Genomic DNA, 17,369 nt, shown 5'->3' on the forward strand with positions numbered 1-17,369 from the left:
AAAAAAATGTTACCCCGGCTTGAAATCACAAGCCAAGATCAGAAAAAAATCAATATAATTCATTAGTTACAATGGGACATTGAGAACAGGCGATCCTGATATCTCAACTCAAGGGAATTGCAATGACTGCTGGCAACAACGAGGCTGGGGAGCAAGCTTCGCTGGACTGGCGCGCCGAATTCCATGACGCTGCGCTGGAAGCGCTCTATCGCCGCACCATGCGCATGCAAGACGCACAGCAGCTGCGCTATGGGCTGAGGGTCATTGCGGTCGTTTTCCTGCTCTTCATCGTGGCCGACTTTGTACTGCTCGGCTTCGGCGCGACATTTCTCGTCCTGGCGACAATTCGCCTTTTCATCACCTTGTGCTGCCTGGGACTGACACGCTATTTTGCCCTGCACCCTGCCCGGGCCCAGGAGGCAGGACCGCTCAACTTCATCTACTCCACTGTCCTGACTGGGCTGCTGATCTCGATACACCTGCACCCTGGGGATTTCGGCCTGCACATCTCGAGCCTGGTCATCACAAGCCTTGCCATCTACCTGTTACTGCCCAATCGTCTACCCTGGATCCTGGCCTGGAACGCCTTCCTGATTGCAGGCTTTCTCTTCGTAGCCCTGCTCCTGGAGCCCCTGACGGCAGGAATGCTGATCAGGAACCTGTTGATCCTCGCTTTCGCCAACCTGTTGGGCTGGCTGACGTTCAGCCGACTCAACTGGCTACAGCGCCGGCAGTTTTCCCTGCTGGTAGAGGAGCGCGAGGTCAACCGCAGGCTGCAGAGGGAGATCGAGGAGCGCCAGCTGCTCGAGACACAGCTCCGCCACATGGCCAGCACGGACCCGTTGACCGGACTTGCCAACCGCCGCCATTTCTTCGAACTGTCAGAGCGCGAGTTCAGCCGAGCCCAGCGAGAGGGCACGGCGCTTGCCATCGCCATGGTCGACATCGACCTGTTCAAGGGACTCAACGATCATCATGGACATGCCGTGGGTGACCTGGTCCTGACCACCGTGGCAAACTGCTGCGCTTCGGTGCTGCGAGACACGGACATCATTGGCCGTTACGGTGGCGAAGAATTCATCATCGCGCTACCCCAGGCCGACCTTGACACCGCCTCCGCCATTGCCGAACGCCTGCGCCACAAGGTGACCTCCCTGCGCCTTCCCATGCTCGATGAAGGACAGCGGCTCTCCGTCACCGTAGGCATCAGCCAGGTGGAGCCCGGCGAAGTGAGGCTCGAGCAGGCCCTTCAACGCGCCGACCAGGCGCTCTATACCGGCAAGGCCCGCGGTCGCAATTGTGTGGTCGTGGCAGGCGATATCTCCACGTCAACGGCCGCCAGGGCCTGAGCATACGATTCGGCTCATGGTTGAACTCCCCCATGGGCCCGGTATGATTCGGCTTTCTGGCACAGTCCTCCGGTGTGCCTCGCAGCACTCACCTCCTTCGCAGGATCCAGGATAATGCCGATACAGCACTGCATCGTTCACGCCATCGACAAGCCTTCGAGCGATCAGCCTGCGCGACTCATCCCAGCCGGCAACGAGCTTGCCGTCTCGTCGTTGGTTGAAGACCTGCTGTCCCGCTTCAATGACGCCTATCACGCCAAGACCAAGGCGTGGGGCCACTTCGTCGACGAGGAAGCAGCAGCAGGCCCCTCCTTCGCCCAGCTCCTGTACAGCTACCTGACCGGCGACGACGATCATGCCGGCTTCAGCCGCAAGGTAGCCGAGCGGCTGCTGCCACTGGTGGATGCGCACCTGTCGGTGTCGGGCTATCTGCTGTGCCTCGACTACCGCCAGGGGGAGACTCGCTATCTCAGCCTGGCCCTTCTCCACCAACGCGAAGGATTCGGTTTGAGCGATTCCCTCGAGGTCGTACCGGCAGCGCAGCTGAACCTGTCGCGCATGAGCCTTGGCTTGCGCATCAACCTGACACAATGGCAGGACGGGAAGGCCTCACGGCATTATCTCAGCTGGATCCATGATCGTGGTGGAAAAAAACTTGCCGACGACCTGGCCGCCCTGCTCGGCGCCACCGAAGGAATCGACGCCACGGGGGAAACCCAAACCCTGCTCAAGGCCTTCAGTGACTACGTGGAGCAAGAGGACATTGCCGAGGAGCAGAGTAGAGAGAAGACTGAAACCTTGATCGACTACGCCAACGAGCAGGCCAGCCGCGGCGAGCCGATCACCCTGGAGGAGCTTTCCGAGCTGCTGGACGAACAGCAGCCCAAGGCGTTCTATGACCACATCCGCAATGCCGACTACGGCCTCTCTCCCGAGATTCCTCCCGACAAGCGGACCCTGCGCCAGTTTCGTCGCTTCACCGGACGGGCTGGTGGCGTATCCATCAGCTTCGACTCACACCTGCTTGGCTCCAGCATCGAATATGACGAGAGCCAGGACCGGCTGATCATCAAGCAGGTACCCAAGCAGCTCAAGGAGCAACTCAAGCGCCAGAGCTGATCGCCGTCGGCATTAGTCGATGGCGTGCGCCGCCTCGGCATTCTTCAGCCATTCCCGCAGCACCCGCTGGCCACGCTCCCGCAGGCTAGCCCCGTGGCGTTGCGCCTGCTCGCGCAGCTCGACCGGATCGACTTCTGCCGCAGCAAGCTCGGCGGCATGACCGATGAGCCACGGCTCGATCCTCGCCGGGTCCACCTCGAGGTGGAACTGCAGGCCGAGTACCTGCTCGCCCACGGCAAACGCCTGATGGGAACAGGGGTGGCTGTAGGCCAGCCGCGTGGCACCGGGGGGCGTCTCGAACATGTCACCGTGCCAATGCAGCACCACATCGGGATTGCCGATATGGTGCAGTGGCCCCTCAAGGCCTTCACGGGTCAGGTAAAGATCGCTGAAGCCCACTTCCATCTCTGGCATCGGGAACACCCTGCCCCCCATCGCCCGGGCGATCAGTTGGGCGCCCAGGCAGATGCCGAGCAGGGGCTTCCCGGACTCGAGGCGGTGGCGTATCGCATCCAGTTCGGCACCGAGAAAAGGATAGAGCGCCTCATCATTGGCCCCGATCGGCGCTCCCAGGACCACCATCAGCTCGGGGCTGTCGACGTCCAATGCCTCGAGGGCATCCGGCCCCAGCAGGCCTGGATCCAAATAGCGAATTCGGTAGCCGAATTCCTCGAGAATCGGCTCGAAGATTCCCAGATCCTCGAAGTCGACGTGACGAATGGCAACGACACTCTTCATGCGCAAGAAACTCCATTTCCTGTCAGGACGGCTCGGTGAACGAGCCAGGTACATTGGCAGCATAGCCAATGCAGCCCGTGACAAGGAATACCTCGGGTTTGCCGTACCGGCATAAAGCCGACTAGCTTGAGGATGCGTTATCGCGATGCGCACTCATGGATTGAGGAGGGACCCCTGGCCATGCACGACAAGGAAGCGGCTCACGCGGATAAACCGCTGGTAATCATCACCGGTGCGTCTGGGGGCGTAGGCACCGCCCTGACCCAGAGCCTCAACGATGATTACCGTATCATCGCGCTGGACAGAAACGAGGCCGAACAGGCGGATGAAAGCCATGAGTTCGACCTGACTGACGTGGCATCGATCAAGCGAGCGATGGACAAGATCGCCGAGCGCCACGGCTGCAAGATCGCCGCTGTCGTGCACCTGGCGGCCTATTTCGATTTCACCGGCGAGGAGTCACCGCTCTACGAGAAGGTCAACGAACAGGGAACGCGTAACCTGCTCGAAGCTCTGGAAGGCATGGAGGTCGAGCGCTTCATCTATTCCAGTACCATGCTGGTGCACGAGCCCCAGGTGCCGGGACGCAGGGTCAGCGAGGAGACACCGATCGGTCCCACCTGGGCCTATCCACAGTCCAAGGCGCGCACGGAAGCGGTCATCCGCGAGCATGCCACGATGCCCTTCACCCTGCTGCGACTGGCCGGCATGTACGACGAGAAGACCAGCGTGCCGACACTCTCGCACCAGATCGCACGGATCTACGAACATACCCTCAAGAGCCATGTCTATTCAGGCAATACCAACGCCGGGCAGGCTTGTGTCCATAAGGAAGACATGATCGATGCCTTCCGCCGTACCATCGACCGACGCCGCGAGTTACCCGAACGCAACGAGATTCTCATCGGAGAAGAGCACGCCGTCAGCTACGAGGCGCTGCAGAACCGTCTCGGCGAACTGATCCACGGCAAGAAGCAGTGGAAGACCCTGGTGATGCCCAAGCCCCTGGCCAAGACCGGCGCCTTGCTTGAGGAGAAAAGCGAGCCGCTGGTTCCGGATGACTTCGACAAGGGCGAGAAGCCTTTCATCCGCCCCTTCATGATCGACATGGCCGACGATCACTACGAGCTCGACATCCGCCGCGCTCGCGAGCAGCTCGGCTGGGAGCCGCGCCACGAGGTGTTCGATGCACTCGAGGCCATGGTCGATCACCTCCTCGACGACCCTCACGACTGGTATCAGGCCAACGGCATCACTCCACCGGACTGGATCGACGAGGCCGAAGAGAAGGGGCTCAATCCCGAGCGGGTACTGGAGGACTACCAGGCCCATACTCAACGCGAGCACTATCGCTTCCTGTGGGCACACTTCTTCAATATCGGGCTGGGGGCCTGGCTGGTGGCCTCCCCCGCCACCCTGGGCTACGGCGGTGCCATGGCCTACAGCGACATGGCCTCGGGACTGCTGCTGGCACTGTTCGGCGCTCTGTCTCTCTCACTGAAGCTCATCTGGGCGCGCTGGGTGTGTGCCGTGATCGGCCTTTGGGTGCTGTTCGCCCCGCTGGTGTTCTGGAGCGACAGCGCTGCGGCCTACCTCAACGGCACCCTGGTCGGTACCCTGGCGATCGGCTTTGCCGCGGTGGTACGACCGTCTCCCGGCGTCTCGCCAGCGGCGGCCATGACCGGCCCCACCACGCCGCCCGGCTGGAACAACAACCCCTCGAGCTGGTTCCAGCGCATGCCGATCATCGCGCTGGCTTTTGTCGGCTTCTTCATTTCGCGTTATCTCGCCGCCTACCAGCTCGGCCACATCGACGCCGTATGGGATCCTTTCTTCGACGGTACCCGCGAGGGCCTCAACGGCACCGAAGACATCGTTACCTCCGAGGCCTCCGAAGCCTGGCCGGTTCCCGATGCCGGACTCGGGGGCATGGTCTACATGCTCGAGATCATGCTCGGCATGATGGGCGCAGCCAATCGCTGGCGCACCATGCCTTGGGTGGTGGCATCGTTCGGTGTGCTCATCGTGCCGCTCGGCGTGGTCTCGGTGACCTTCATCATCATCCAACCGATCCTGATCGGCACCTGGTGCACCCTGTGCCTGATCCAGGCTGGCGCGATGCTGCTGCAGATTGCCTACGCCTTCAACGAGTTCGTCGCTACCGGTGAATTCCTCAAGCGGCGTCACAAGAGCGGTGCGCCGGTACTCAAGATCTTCTTCACCGGCGATACCGACGACGGTTCCAACGAAGAACCGGACGAGGATTTCCAGCGCAAGCCCACCGCCATTATCGGCGAGGCGCTGGGTACCGGGGTCAACCTGCCCTGGAACCTGGCCCTGTGCATCCTGATCGGCGCCTGGCTGATGCTGACCCGCATCACCTTCGGTGCCGAGGGCATCCTGGCCAACTGGAATCACCTGGTCGGGGCGCTGCTCATCACCCTCGGCGTCATCGCTATGGCCGAGTCGGCCCGTCCGGCCCGCTGGCTGATGATACCGCTGGCCACCATCCTGCTGTTCACGCCCTTCCTGCACGGCGCCGACACTGCCGCGACGATCAACAGTCTGCTCTGCGCGGTGGCGGTGATTGCACTCTGTCTACGCCGCGGGCCGATCCGCGGCGAATATGGCCGTTGGAGCCGCTTGCTGGCCTGACCGATCCAGGGCGCCGACACGGCGCCCTGATGCTTTTGACCAGCCGGGGGCACTGGTATCGTGTGCGCATGCCTGCCAGGAGCGACACCCCCGCCATGACATCACGCCCCGATCCACGGGTACTGCTACGCCTGCTCACGCTGCTGGCACCCTATCGTACACGCCTGGCCATTGCCGCCCTGGCGCTGCTGGTGGCTTCGAGCAGCGTGCTGCTGCTGGGCCAGGGGCTGCGCCTGGTGATCGACCAGGGTTTCCTGGCCGAAGACAGCACACGACTGAACCAGACCCTGGTCGCCATGCTTGCCGTGGTCAGCATCCTGGCCGGGGCATCGGCCCTCCGCTACTACCAGGTGAGCTGGATCGGCGAGCGCCTGGCCGGCGACCTGCGGCGGCAAGTCTTCGACCACCTGCTCGATCTCGAGCCGGCGTTCTTCGAGAGTGCAGCACATCGCGACCGGGGCGCCGCCGAGATCGCCTCGCGCCTGACTGCCGACACCAGCGTGCTGCAGACCCTGTTTGGCTCATCGATCTCGCTTGCCCTGCGCAACCTGGTGATGCTGCTTGGCGCCGTAGCGCTGATGCTGGTGACACAGCCGTTCCTCTCGGCACTGGTATTGATCGGCATCCCTGCGACGGTGCTGCCGATCCTGTGGTTCGGCCGCCGGGTTCGTCGCCTGTCGCGCCACAGCCAGGACCGAGTCGCCGAGCTCGGCCGCTACGCCAGCGAGGCGTTGGACGGCATTCGCACGGTACAGGCCTTCAACCACGAAGACATCGATCGGCGCGACTACGGCGAACGCGTCGAGCAGGCCTTCGCTACCGCCGTGGTGCGCACCCGGCAACGTGCCTGGCTGACCGGTGCGGCCATGCTGGCAGTCTTCGCCGCTGTCGGGCTGATGTTATGGCAAGGCGGCCAGGCGGTGCTGGCCGGCGACATGAGCGCCGGCGAGTTGTCGGCCTTCGTCTTTTATTCCGTGCTCGCCGCCGGCGCGGTGGCAACCCTGACGGAAGTCGCCGGCGACGTGCAGCGGGCCGCGGGCGCCGCCGAGCGGCTGCTCGAACTGCTCGATGCCGAACCCGGCATCCGCCCACCACCCCAGCCGACGCCGCTCCCCACACCGGTGCGCGGTGAGATTCGCCTTGAAGGGGCGAGCTTCACCTATCCTGGTCGCGAGGCGCCAGCGCTCGACTGCCTCGACCTGTGGATTCGCCCTGGCGAGCGCATCGCCCTGGTGGGGCCTTCCGGCGCCGGCAAGAGTACCTTGCTGGGGCTGCTGCTGCGTTTCCACGATCCCGATCAGGGGCGGCTGATGCTGGATGGCGTCGACCTGCGCGAGTTCGATCCGCGCGAACTGCGAGCCGCCATGGGCCTGGTGGCCCAGGAGCCGGTGCTTTTCACCGGTACGGTGGCCGACAATCTGCGCTACGGCAAGCCCGATGCCAGCCTCGACGAGCTGCGTGCTGCAGCGCACGATGCCAACGCGCTGGGGTTCATCGATGCCCTGCCCCGCGGCTTCGACACCGCGCTGGGCCCAGGCGGCGTACAGCTATCCGGCGGCCAGCGCCAGCGCCTGGCGATTGCCCGGGCTCTGCTAAAGAACCCACGCGTCCTGCTGCTGGATGAAGCCACCAGCGCCCTGGATGCCAAGAGTGAGCGCCTGGTTCAGCAGGCCCTGGACAGGCTGATGGCCGGGCGTACCAGCCTGGTGATCGCCCACCGACTGGCGACCGTGACTGCCGCCGACCGCCTGCTGGTACTCGATGAGGGGCGCCTGGTCGCCTCCGGCCGGCATCCTGAGTTGCTCGAGCAGAGTCCGCTTTACCGCCATCTGGCGGAGCTGCAGTTTGGGCGGCATCGGGCGCAAGCGTGACTTCGCGCGCCCGTTTCAGATCGTGTTGCGCAGGCCCAACTCGTAAGGATGCGGATCCAGGTACGTCTGTCGGCGGATATACTCCGAGCCGTGGCGCTTGAGGTAATGGTTGAGCAGGCGAACCGGCACGGCAAGGTGGACATGCCCCAGGCGGTACTCCTCCACCGCCCCCAGCAGGTCCTGCTTCACTTCGCTGTCCACCGCATCCTTCAGATACCCCATGATGTGCATGAGGGCGTTGGTGTGAGTCTTGCGCGTGGCTGGACGTGACAGTGCCGCCATGAACCGCTGCAGGTAGCGATGCTTTACTGACTCCAACGGCTGGGCGTGCGCCTCGCTGCCCAGATAACGGCCCAGCTCGCGATAGGCCTCCACATGGTGCGCCATGAGCAGGTACTTCTGACGACTGTGGAACTGGATCAGGGCGTGGTAGTCACCCGCCCCCTCGACGTGGCGTTTCCAGTCGTCGAAGGCGAAAACGCGGGTAATGAAATTCTCGCGCAGAACGGCATCGTTCATGCGCGCCTCCTCCTCCAGGGGCAGTTCGGGGTAGAGCACACGCAATACCCGCACGAATATCCCGGAATCGGAGTGGCTGGGCATGCCGTTCTGGTGATAGACCTTGACCCGCTCCAGCCCACAGCTAGGCGAGCCCTTCATCAAGACGAAACCGCGCAGGTGGCGATGGCGCGCGACGAATGCCTCACCGACGTCACGCAGCCGCTCGGTCACGTCGAGGCTCGGGTCGACGGTGCCTACGACCCTGGGTGGCTCCTCCGGTGCCCCGACCAGACGGATCGGCTCCCGCGGCACGCCCAGCCCGGCTTCGAGTTCGGGGCAGAAAGGCTCGAAGTCAAAGCACTCCTGCAGCACTTCCAGGCAGTAGCGGGAACGCTTGTGCCCGCCGTTGTAGCGGACCTGCTCACCCATCAGGCAGGCACTGATGCCCACCGGGATGCGGGGCGGCGACGATGTCGATTCAGCCAAGGCCATGCTCCAGTCAAAGGCTCTGCCCCATCGTCGCCGGTCTATCATTCACGGGCAAGCTCGCCCGGTGCCTAGAAGGTTTCCCACTCGGCGTCGACCACCGCTTCCTCCCGCCTGGCGGTTGCCTTTCGCACCGGTGTGGCGGGAGTCGGCAGGGCCATCTGACGTTCGCTGGTCGAGGCGGCTATCGCTTCCTCTCCGCCCAGCACGAAAGTATTGATCAAGCGGCTCAACTGCTCTGCCTGGCTGCGCATGGCTGCGGCCGTGTCGGTATTGTGGCCCACCATGGCGGCGTTCTGCTGGGTCATCGTATCCATCTGGCTCACGGCTGCATTGACCTCCTGGATGCCGATGCTCTGCTCCCGCGAGCCGGCACTGATCTCGGCGATGACATCGTTGACCTGATTGATGCTGGTGAATATCTCCTGCATGGTGACGCCGGCCTGATGGACGATCTCCGTTCCATGACGGGTGCGTGTCATCGATTCGTCGATCAATACCTTGATCTCACGGGCGGCATCGGCCGAACGCTGCGCCAGGGAGCGCACCTCCTGGGCCACCACGGCAAAGCCGCGACCATGTTCACCGGCCCGGGCCGCCTCGACGGAGGCGTTGAGGGCAAGAATATTGGTCTGGAACGCAATGCCATCGATCAGAGAAACGAACTCACCGATCCGACTCGATGATGCATTGATCTGCTCCATGGTCTCCTCGACCCGCTGCATCGACTCCTTGCCCTGCCGCGCCACATCGGCGCTGCTCGTCACCAGTCGATCCGCCTGCTGGGTATGCTCGGCATTGTTCTGCACGGTGGAGGTGATCTCCTCCATGGCCGAGGAGGTCTGCTGCAGGTTGGCCGCGGCCTGGTCGGTGCGCGAAGCCAGCTCATCGCTGCTGCGAGCAATGCTCAACGAAGCCGAGTGCACATCGTTGGCCCCGGTTCTCACTTCACGCAACGTGGCCTGGATACGAGACAGGAACCCATTGAACTGTCGGGCCAGCTCCCCGATCTCGTCCTTGCTGGTAACTCGCAGGCGCCGGGTCAGATCCCCTCGCCCTTCTGCAACGCCTTGGGCGATCTCGTGCATGTCGCTGGCGGTGCGGCGTATCTGGCGCACCGTACGGCGGGTGATCCAGATCGCCAGGACCGTGATGGTGAGATTGATGACTGAAGCAATCAACCAGAGTCGTACCAGCGTTTCGACCAGATCCTTCCGGGCAGCCTCTTCAATCTCCGCCATGGCGGCATCGACGCCGGTGGCGTACACGCCGGCACCAACCACCCAGTTCCACGCCGGCACGGGTACGACATGGGAGTACTTGGGCTCCACGTTTCCGGTTGACGGGTTGGGCCATTCATATTCGTACTCCCCCCCACCATCACGTGCGATATCGATCATGTCGCGGATCAGCGGCTTGCCGCCGGGATCCTGTGCGGCCAGCATATTGCGCCCTTCCTGCTCGGGCACGGCCGGCTGCACAAGCATGGTCCCCTCGTCATCGAAGATGAAGACGTAATTGTCCCCATCGAAGCGCAGGTCACGCAGCAGCTCGAGGGCAGCCAGGCGAGCCTCGTCCGGGTCTGCGATAGTGTCAGCCACGCTCTCGACCAGGGTACCGGCCATACCGACGATGCTCTCGACGCCTTGGCGACGAGCCTCGAGCATCAGGCTACGCTGCTGTTCCAGCTGTGAGCGGTTGGACTCGACACGCTCGAGACCTTCCAGGACCAGCAGGAAGGTCGAAGAGATGATCAGTGGCACGAGGACCAGCAACAGGATCTTGTTCTGCAGATTAAGCGCCAGCAGTCGCTTCAAGCCGGCGAACATGCTCCCTCTGAGTGCGTACGTTTTCATGCCGTTCTCGCTGTGGTGGGCAGTGTTGTTATGTGAATCGAGAGGGTATGAAGCAGCAGAGAGGCTGTAAGTACCAGAGGTCCTAATACCAATGAATATCGACATTTTAATCTTTATTGACATGCATCAACCCAGTGTGACCTTGCTAGCTTGTTGCAAGGGTCTTCTTGACTGAGCGCGATACTGCGAGAGAAAGCCCAACCTTTCTTTGCACGGGGGAAACCCGACTTGTCTTGATAGGCCGGCCAGAAGGGCGGTCAGCACAGCGGAGGGAACTTCGCCAACGATCCACAGAAAGCCGCCGAAGCAGGCCGTAAGGGCGGCAAGAACCAGGGCCGCTGAAGCGGCTTGCAGTGTCGATGCTCCCGAGTGGGAGCATCGACCAAGGTCGAGTTGCAACGTCAGCGCGTAGCACTCAGCCTAACAGACATAAAAAAGACCCCCCGAAGGGGGTCAGGTGGAGCACGCCAGCTCACATCGGTATATCGCCTCGCTATCGTTCAGCTATTGGCGACGTTGCTCAGAAGGTGTTATTGATGCAGGCCTTCCAGAGCGTTGATCGGTCACTCAGCAACTGTATCTCTTGCCTCGTTACCAAATACAATGCGATAGTCGCGCCAACAATCTAAGAACCCCATATAAAACAAAGACCTGCAAGAAAAACAGCACGCAGGATTTGTGCCATACGCCGCCAGCTCACCCCATTTTGCACCGTCGATGCTCAAGACAGAGGCCTGTTGCCGCATTTTGATGCATTGCAAAATCAGCGAGCTGTCATATGCCGAGCGATCGGCTACAGCATGTCTAGTGAAACCTTGCTCACCCTACCATCCACCGTTCGCTGCAACTTGTCTTCGATCTCGCTGCACAGCGACTCCACCTTCTGTCGCTCGTTCCCAGTCACCACGAAAGTCCACTCGCTCGCTTCGAGCCGATCGTGCTGGCCGCTCTCGCACACGGCCACCGCCGGATTTCGGCCGAAGCGCTCGTGCAGTCCCCCCATGCGTTGTCGCTTCTCCTTGAGCGAGACACAACCCGGCAGGGAAAACTCGAGCGTCAGCACGGCAATGAACATGCGAATGGAGCTCCTTTGAGTGGATGGCCGCCTGGGCCAATCGACCGATGCGTCGTTCACCCGTTCAGATATGGCCCAGGCAGGCCGCTTTCAAGCGGCAGCCGCAACGCGCTCAAACGCTATCGATGCCGCCGGCCGGCAAGGCAACCTTCATGTTCATCATGACATTGACCGCAAACGCCAGAATGCCCAAGCCAACGATCACCGAGGCCAATGCCACCACTGGCTCGAGCTGTCGCATGCCGCCTGCGTAGAAGTGCAGGCACACCAATAGCACCGGAAGACCGCCGTTGTGCAGGTAAAAATGAAGGCGGCCGAGAAGGCTGCGTGCAGCAACCGGATACAAGTGGTACATCAGACCGGCCAGGGCCAGGCTTGCCCAACCCAGCAGGTTGATGTGTGCATGCACGCTTCGAAACACATATTGATGACTGGCAGCCATCACAATGCCGTAGAGGACGCCAACCACGAGATACACCACTGCGATTTTCAGCCACAGAAGGGCCATTTTCTTGTCTGCCATTGCGCCGGTCATTGTCGTTCTCCCACGAACCCCTGCTCAGCGGGCAACGCCGGCTCGGCCATGACCCGATGGAGTATGTGGGCTCTCCATGAGGACAGGACGGTGCAGACAGCCTGCCTAGACGGGTTGATTTCGTTATTGTCAGGGTGGTGACAGGCTGCGCTGTCAATGCTGAAACGGCGCAACCGCGTACCATGGGTACGCCATTTCTTTATGGCACCAAATCGGACGCTTGGGTACTAGCTTTGCTTGGGCTGCGCCACGAATTCATCTACCCCATCGGAGCCTTCATGCCCTCTGCTCGCTCATATCTCGACGATCAGGTCGCTCACGAACAGCGGCGGCTCGAACTCGCCGGGGTAGCCTCCGGGATTGGCCAAGACCCGTGTGCCGCCAAGCACCCGATCCACCGGCTCGTGCACGTGGCCGTGAATCCACAGATCCATACGCCCCATCAGGCTGGGCAGATGAGAGGCAAAGGCGGGCGACAGCGCATCGCCCCGGTAGCGTGGCGGGATGCACTCCGCCAAGGGCGCGTGGTGACTGATCACCACCCGCGGCCCGTCGAAGGGCTGGTTCAGCTCGGCCTCCAGCCAGGCGAGCGACTCGGCATGCAGCCGCTGGCTCTCCGCCGGACTGAAGGTTTCCCCTTCCGGCTGTTCGATGATGCTGAAATCGGGCATCAACCAACGCGCTTTTTGCTCGGTCAGTTCGGGCTCATGGTCCGCTTCGCCGTCGTAGAGGGCGAAGTCGGTCCATAGCGTCGTGCCATGAAAGCGAACCCCATCCAGCGTAATCGAGCGGTTGTCGAGCAGTTCGATGTCCAGCCGCTCGGCTTCGTACGCCATGGCCTGTCGCAACAATGGCATGCTGGCGCCATAGAATTCATGATTGCCCGGCACGTAAAGAATGGGCACCCCGGCGAAACGCTTGGCCGCCCAGCCCAGGCCCTCTGCGTACCGGTGGATGTCACCGGCGAGCACCACCGCATCTGCCGGGACGTCCGGCAGTTCGCGTCCTTCATCGAAATGTTCCAGATGAAGATCGGACAGCACCCTGAGTCGCATGACACCCTCCCTTGTTTCGAGGCGCAGGAGCGACGCCCCGCCTTTCGACTAGCGATTCAGCATAAGCGGGCAGGGCCCGGCTTCGCCAGGTTTGGCTGATGCGGCCACTCACGGCTATGTTGAGATGGCCTGTTGCAGAGGGCGCAACGACTCAATGGAGGGAGTCTCATGAATCAGCAAACCAACGTGTCCGGGCATGACGTCGTCGAGCTTCTCACTCTCGAACATCGAGAGATGGAAGATCTGGTGGGCCAGATACAGCGCACTCCGGATGCCGAGCAGCGGCGGGAGCTTACCGACACCCTCATCGCCGAGGTGATGCGCCACGCTGTAGCCGAAGAGATGTATGTCTATCCGGTGATGGAGAAGCGCATCCCCAAGGGCACCGAAGAGGTCGAGCACGACAAGGAGGAGCACGAGGAGATCATTCAGCTAATGAAGCAACTGGAAGACGCCGATGCCGCCGAACCGGCCTTCATGGACCGCTTGCATGAGCTCGAGGAACTGCTGCGCCACCATCACAAGGACGAGGAAGTCGACCAGTTTTCCCTGCTTCATGAACACCTGGACGCCTCAGAACTCGTCGATCTGGGCAAGAAAGTCGAATACGGCAAGAAGCTGGCACCGACCCGCCCCCATCCCGGCGCCCCTCACTCAGAGCTGTTTCACAAGACCATAGGCCCCGGCGTCGGCATGATCGACCGCCTGCGTGACAAGCTGAGCGGAAGAATGACCGGCTAAGCGTCTAGCTTCTTCGCTTCGTTGCCCCGGGTCGGTATCAGTGCGCCCGGGGTCAATTCTCCTGTCAGACAGACCTCAGGAGAGCTCAAGCTATATCGGTCCTGCCCCTTTCCCTCACTTGTCACCTGCTCACCCAGGCACAACGTATCCCCTGTCATGGGCTTGACGATTCCACTATGCAAATGGCCTGGCCGTTGCAGGATGGTCAGTAAATTCTGCGTCACGGCATAGGTGGCACCTTGATGGAAAATACTTCCATGACGCATGCTAGGGTTCCGCTTCCCTGCCCCCATTCTGGAGAAATGACATGACTCAGCCCCGCCTCGGCTTCATCGGCATCGGCCTGATGGGCGACCCCATGACGCGCCGCCTGCTCGATGCCGGCTTCATGGTCACGGTATGGAACCGCACAGCGGAGAAGTGCACTCCACTGCGTGAGGCCGGCGCCACGGTGGCGAACTCCATCGCCGAGCTGGTGGCAGGGGTGGATGTGGTGTTGCTGTGCCTGGCCAATACGGCCGTGGTGGAAGAGGTGGTATTCCGCGAAGGCGGCGTGGCTGCGCATGGCCGTGCCGGTCAGCGCTTGATTGACCTCTCCAGCAGCGACCCGGCGGCAACGCGGCTCTTTGCCGAGAGATTGGAAGAAGAGTGCGGCATGCGCTGGGTGGATGCACCGGTCTCCGGCGGCGTGGCGGGTGCCGAGGCCGGCAGCCTGGCGATCATGTGCGGCGGAGCGGAAGTGGACGTCGAGGCGGTACGTCCCCTGCTGGCTCCACTCTCGGCGCGGGTGACGCATATGGGCCCGGTGGGTGCGGGACAGGTGACCAAGGTGTGCAATCAGATGATCGTCGGCTGCCAGGCGGCGGTGATTGCCGAGATGGTGGCTCTGGCCGAGGCCAGCGGCGTGGACGCCTCGCGATTGACCGAGGCGCTGGCCGGCGGCTTCGCCGACTCCAAGCCATTCCAGATCCTGACCCCACGTATGGCGGCGAGGGAGTTCGACAACCCGGCCTGGCATCTGCGCACCCTGCTCAAGGATCTCGACATGGCCGTGGCCCAGAGCCAGCGCGCCGGCAGCGGCACACCGATGACCGGCCTGGCGGCACAGTTGATGCGCACCCACGTCGACCACGGGCACGCCGAGCACGATCCGGCTACGCTGGTAGAAGCGTATCGACGATAAGCACAACCAGGACACCCCATGGCGGCCCCATCCCGCGAGAAAGCCAACGTAGCCATTCTGGTTACCGGTCAGACCCTGTTCATGATCGCCGCCATCACCGTGATGACGCTGAGCGGCGTGGTGGGTCATCAGCTGAGTCCCGACCCCGGGCTCGCCACGCTGCCCATCGCGCTGATGATGGTAGGCACGGTGGTTTCCACGCTGCCCGCTTCGCTGTTCATGAAGCGAGTGGGGCGGCGGCTGGGCTTCATCACCGGCGCGGCTCTGGGTGGCGTAGGGGGGTGGCTTGCTGAGCTTCGCAGCCATCGCGGCGGGCTCGTTCTGGCTGTTCTGCGCCGGCAATCTGCTGCTCGGACTGTACCAGGGCTTCGCCATGTACTACCGCTTCGCCGCCGCCGACGTGGCCAGCCCCGCCTTTCGCAGCCGCGCCATCTCACTGGTGATGGCGGGCGGCGTGGTGGCCGCTTTCCTGGGACCGTGGAATGCCAGCGCCACCCTCGGCTGGGTAGCCGGAGTGCCTTCGGGCGCCCCCTATCTGGTGATCGCCGTGCTGGCCCTGGTGGCCATCGGCCTGTTGACTCAGCTACGTGTGCCGCCAAGCGGCGAGCCACAACCCGGCGATATTTCCCGTCCCATGGCGGTGATCGGCAGTCAACCGGGCTTTCTGGTCGCCGTGCTGGCCGGCGCCGTGGGCTACGCCATCATGATACTGGTCATGACTGCCACACCGCTGGCCATGCGGGCGGCAGGTTTCGAGATGAGCCAGGTCGCCTTGATCATGCAATGGCACGTGCTCGGCATGTTCGCACCCTCGTTCGTCACCGGCAGCCTCATCGCCCGCTTCGGCGTCGATCGCATCCTGCTGGCCGGTGCCGCCATGTTTGCGGCTGCCGTGCTGCTGGCCAACCTGGGCCAGACGATGGCCCATTTCTGGGTGGCCCTGGTGTCGCTCGGCATCGGCTGGAACTTCCTCTTCGTCGGCGGCAGCGCGCTGCTTTCCACCGTGCATAGCGAGGCAGAGCGGGGCAAGGTACAGGGCATCAACGACCTGATCATCTTCTCGCTGGTTGCCATCGGCTCACTGATGTCGGGCCACCTGTTCCACCGGCTGGGCTGGGAGGCGCTCAACCTGGCCATGCTGCCTTTGATCTTGCTGGTGGCGCTGTCCGTATTGGCCTGGCTGGTGGTGAGGCGACACGCCTCGCGCCCCAGCGTCGATTGAGCGCCTCTTCCCGCCTCGTTGTGAGCCATGGCTGACGAGAGCGTCTTCGCTGTTGTATTTGTCGCCTGCCCCGCCCTTCCGTACACTCGTTTGATTATCCCCTACACGAGCTATCGCCGAGGCACCCATGGCTTTCGATTCGACCTCTACCTATGTGGCTACCGATGCCTTGAAGCAGGCGGTAAACGCCGCCGTGACCCTGCAACGCCCACTGCTGATCAAGGGCGAGCCTGGCACTGGCAAGACCCTACTTGCCGAGGAGCTGGCAGCCTCGCTTGGCACGCAATTGATCACCTGGCACATCAAGTCCACCACCAAGGCCGCCCAGGGGCTATACGAGTACGATGCGGTGAGCCGCCTGCGCGACTCCCAGCTCGGTGTGGAAGGCGTGGAAAACGTCGAGAACTACATCAAGCCCGGCAAGCTGTGGGAGGCCTTTACCGCCGAACAGCGCGTGGTGCTGCTGATCGACGAGATCGACAAGGCCGACATCGAATTCCCCAACGACCTGCTCCAGGAGCTGGATCGCATGGAATTTCATGTCTACGAGACCGGCGAAACCATCAGTGCCAGGCATCGACCCATCATCGTCATTACCTCTAACAACGAGAAGGAGCTGCCCGACGCCTTCCTGCGCCGCTGCTTCTTCCACTACATCGAGTTCCCCGACCGCGAGACCATGCAGGCCATCGTCGACGTGCATTTCCCCGATATCGCACCGAAGCTGGTCGGCGAGGCACTGGAAGTGTTCTTCGACCTGCGCCAGGCCCCCGGGTTGAAGAAGAAGCCCTCCACCTCGGAGCTGGTCGACTGGCTCAAGCTGCTGATGGCCGACGACCTGGCCCGCGAGGCGCTCTACCACCGCGACCCGGTGAAGGCGATCCCGCCGCTGGCAGGGGCACTGGTCAAGAACGAGCAGGATACCCATCTGCTCGAGCGACTCGCCTTCATGCTGCGTCGCCAAGGCAACCAGAGGCGCTGAG

15 protein-coding genes and 1 pseudogene are annotated in these 17,369 nt (G+C 62.6%); 9 read left to right on the forward strand and 7 right to left on the reverse strand.

The window, feature by feature from the left end; genetic code table 11:
• Positions 1 to 122: 122 nt before the first annotated feature.
• The gene (locus tag H1D44_RS06350; protein ID WP_181514005.1) at positions 123 to 1,349 is read left to right on the forward strand and encodes a GGDEF domain-containing protein; all 1,227 of its coding nucleotides are present in this window, start codon (positions 123 to 125) and stop codon (positions 1,347 to 1,349) included.
• A gap of 114 nt (positions 1,350 to 1,463) precedes the next feature.
• Complete coding sequence (yejK, locus tag H1D44_RS06355) at positions 1,464 to 2,468, forward strand: nucleoid-associated protein YejK (protein ID WP_181514006.1); 1,005 nt, start codon at positions 1,464 to 1,466, stop codon at positions 2,466 to 2,468.
• Between the two features lie 12 nt (positions 2,469 to 2,480).
• Here the strand turns inward: yejK and H1D44_RS06360 are convergent, their stop codons facing one another.
• Positions 2,481 to 3,206 (reverse strand): glutamine amidotransferase, encoded by a 726-nt coding sequence (locus H1D44_RS06360; protein ID WP_181514007.1) that lies wholly within the window; start codon positions 3,204 to 3,206, stop codon positions 2,481 to 2,483.
• A 180-nt stretch (positions 3,207 to 3,386) separates the two neighbouring features.
• Between H1D44_RS06360 and H1D44_RS06365 the strand changes: the two genes are divergently transcribed.
• Positions 3,387 to 5,861: an NAD-dependent epimerase/dehydratase family protein gene (locus H1D44_RS06365; RefSeq protein ID WP_181514008.1), complete on the forward strand. Its 2,475-nt coding sequence runs from the start codon at positions 3,387 to 3,389 to the stop codon at positions 5,859 to 5,861.
• A 95-nt stretch (positions 5,862 to 5,956) separates the two neighbouring features.
• Positions 5,957 to 7,732, forward strand: coding sequence for an ABC transporter transmembrane domain-containing protein (locus tag H1D44_RS06370; protein ID WP_181514009.1), 1,776 nt, complete (start codon positions 5,957 to 5,959; stop codon positions 7,730 to 7,732).
• Between the two features lie 15 nt (positions 7,733 to 7,747).
• Here H1D44_RS06370 and H1D44_RS06375 read toward each other — a convergent pair whose 3' ends face one another.
• Together H1D44_RS06375 and H1D44_RS06380 are read right to left on the reverse strand one after the other, a co-directional pair.
• Positions 7,748 to 8,725: a YbgA family protein gene (locus H1D44_RS06375; RefSeq protein WP_181514010.1), complete on the reverse strand. Its 978-nt coding sequence runs from the start codon at positions 8,723 to 8,725 to the stop codon at positions 7,748 to 7,750.
• A 65-nt stretch (positions 8,726 to 8,790) separates the two neighbouring features.
• A complete protein-coding gene (locus H1D44_RS06380; protein ID WP_181514011.1) occupies positions 8,791 to 10,575 on the reverse strand; it encodes a methyl-accepting chemotaxis protein in 1,785 nt (594 codons plus the stop codon).
• Positions 10,576 to 10,848: 273 nt separating this feature from the next.
• Between H1D44_RS06380 and H1D44_RS06385 the strand changes: the two are divergent.
• Positions 10,849 to 10,917, forward strand: a pseudogene (locus tag H1D44_RS06385) (KGG domain-containing protein); the annotation flags it as partial.
• 451 nt (positions 10,918 to 11,368) lie between these two features.
• On the opposite strand, the gene H1D44_RS06390 reads toward H1D44_RS06385, so the two are convergent.
• The 3 genes from H1D44_RS06390 to H1D44_RS06400 form a co-directional block, all read right to left on the reverse strand.
• Positions 11,369 to 11,650, reverse strand: a complete 282-nt coding sequence (locus tag H1D44_RS06390) for a DUF503 domain-containing protein (RefSeq protein ID WP_181514012.1) — start codon at positions 11,648 to 11,650, stop codon at positions 11,369 to 11,371.
• A gap of 112 nt (positions 11,651 to 11,762) precedes the next feature.
• The gene (locus tag H1D44_RS06395) at positions 11,763 to 12,185 is read right to left on the reverse strand and encodes a cytochrome-c oxidase (RefSeq protein WP_181514013.1); all 423 of its coding nucleotides are present in this window, start codon (positions 12,183 to 12,185) and stop codon (positions 11,763 to 11,765) included.
• A 293-nt stretch (positions 12,186 to 12,478) separates the two neighbouring features.
• On the reverse strand, positions 12,479 to 13,240 hold the full coding sequence (locus H1D44_RS06400) for a metallophosphoesterase (RefSeq protein ID WP_181514014.1): 762 nt from the start codon (positions 13,238 to 13,240) through the stop codon (positions 12,479 to 12,481).
• Positions 13,241 to 13,408: 168 nt separating this feature from the next.
• On the opposite strand from H1D44_RS06400, the gene H1D44_RS06405 reads away from it, so the two are divergent.
• Positions 13,409 to 13,981: a hemerythrin domain-containing protein gene (locus H1D44_RS06405; protein ID WP_181514015.1), complete on the forward strand. Its 573-nt coding sequence runs from the start codon at positions 13,409 to 13,411 to the stop codon at positions 13,979 to 13,981.
• Positions 13,982 to 14,288: 307 nt separating this feature from the next.
• Positions 14,289 to 15,164, forward strand: a complete 876-nt coding sequence (locus tag H1D44_RS06410) for an NAD(P)-dependent oxidoreductase (protein WP_181514016.1) — start codon at positions 14,289 to 14,291, stop codon at positions 15,162 to 15,164.
• A 128-nt stretch (positions 15,165 to 15,292) separates the two neighbouring features.
• On the opposite strand, the gene H1D44_RS21160 is transcribed toward H1D44_RS06410, so the two are convergent.
• Positions 15,293 to 15,418, reverse strand: coding sequence for a hypothetical protein (locus H1D44_RS21160; RefSeq protein ID WP_275299076.1), 126 nt, complete (start codon positions 15,416 to 15,418; stop codon positions 15,293 to 15,295).
• Between the two features lie 32 nt (positions 15,419 to 15,450).
• Here H1D44_RS21160 and H1D44_RS06415 point away from each other — a divergent pair, with 32 nt between their 5' ends.
• Both H1D44_RS06415 and H1D44_RS06420 read left to right on the forward strand, forming a co-directional pair.
• Positions 15,451 to 16,386: an MFS transporter gene (locus H1D44_RS06415; RefSeq protein WP_238984424.1), complete on the forward strand. Its 936-nt coding sequence runs from the start codon at positions 15,451 to 15,453 to the stop codon at positions 16,384 to 16,386.
• 127 nt (positions 16,387 to 16,513) lie between these two features.
• Positions 16,514 to 17,368: an AAA family ATPase gene (locus H1D44_RS06420; RefSeq protein WP_181514017.1), complete on the forward strand. Its 855-nt coding sequence runs from the start codon at positions 16,514 to 16,516 to the stop codon at positions 17,366 to 17,368.
• Position 17,369: the final 1 nt, after the last annotated feature.

The sequence above is a fragment of the Billgrantia kenyensis genome (assembly GCF_013697085.1).
GTDB lineage: Bacteria > Pseudomonadota > Gammaproteobacteria > Pseudomonadales > Halomonadaceae > Halomonas > Halomonas kenyensis.